This window comes from Streptomyces colwelliae (genome assembly GCF_048158785.1).
Taxonomy (GTDB): domain Bacteria; phylum Actinomycetota; class Actinomycetes; order Streptomycetales; family Streptomycetaceae; genus Streptomyces.
Genome location: NZ_JBLTJC010000906.1, coordinates 1 through 576, shown reverse-complemented (window position 1 = coordinate 576; position 576 = coordinate 1). Strand labels below are relative to the sequence as shown.

Genomic DNA, 576 nt, shown 5'->3' with positions numbered 1-576 from the left:
GTCCCGCTCCCTCCTCTCCGCCGCCCTGCTGACCGGAGCCCTCGCGGCGGCCGGGCTCGGCTCGGCGGCGGCACCCGCGGCGGCGGCCTCCGCGCCGAATCCCTGGCCCGCCCATGTCTTCGCGCCGTTCGTGGACACGTGGTCGGGAAACGTTTCCCTCACCGACGTGGCGAACAACTACGGCACCAAGTTCTTCACCATCGCGTTCGTCGACGGCCCCGGCTGCACCTGGCAGATCGGCCAACAGGCCTCCCTCCAGACGCAGATCGACGGCATCCGGGCACAGGGCGGTGACGTCTCCGTGTCGTTCGGCGGCTACGGCGCCGACACCGCGCTCACCGAGATCGGCGACTCCTGTTCCAGCCCGGAGGCGGCGGCAGCGCAGATCGAGAACGTCATCACCACGTTCAACCTCTCGCACGTCGACTTCGACATCGAATCGGCGTCGCTCACCAACTCGTCCGGCATCGACCGCCGCGACAAGGCCCTTGCCCAGGTGCGCAGTTGGGCCGCCAACAACGGCCGTGCCCTGTCTGTCTCGTTCACCCTCCCGGCCCTCCCCAGCGGCCTCTCGGG

Annotated in this window: 1 protein-coding gene; it reads left to right on the top strand. The window is 70.1% G+C overall.

The window, feature by feature from the left end; genetic code table 11:
* A partial coding sequence (locus ACNFOC_RS55100) for a glycoside hydrolase family 18 protein (protein WP_521987304.1) occupies window positions 1-576 on the top strand: 576 nt, incomplete at both ends.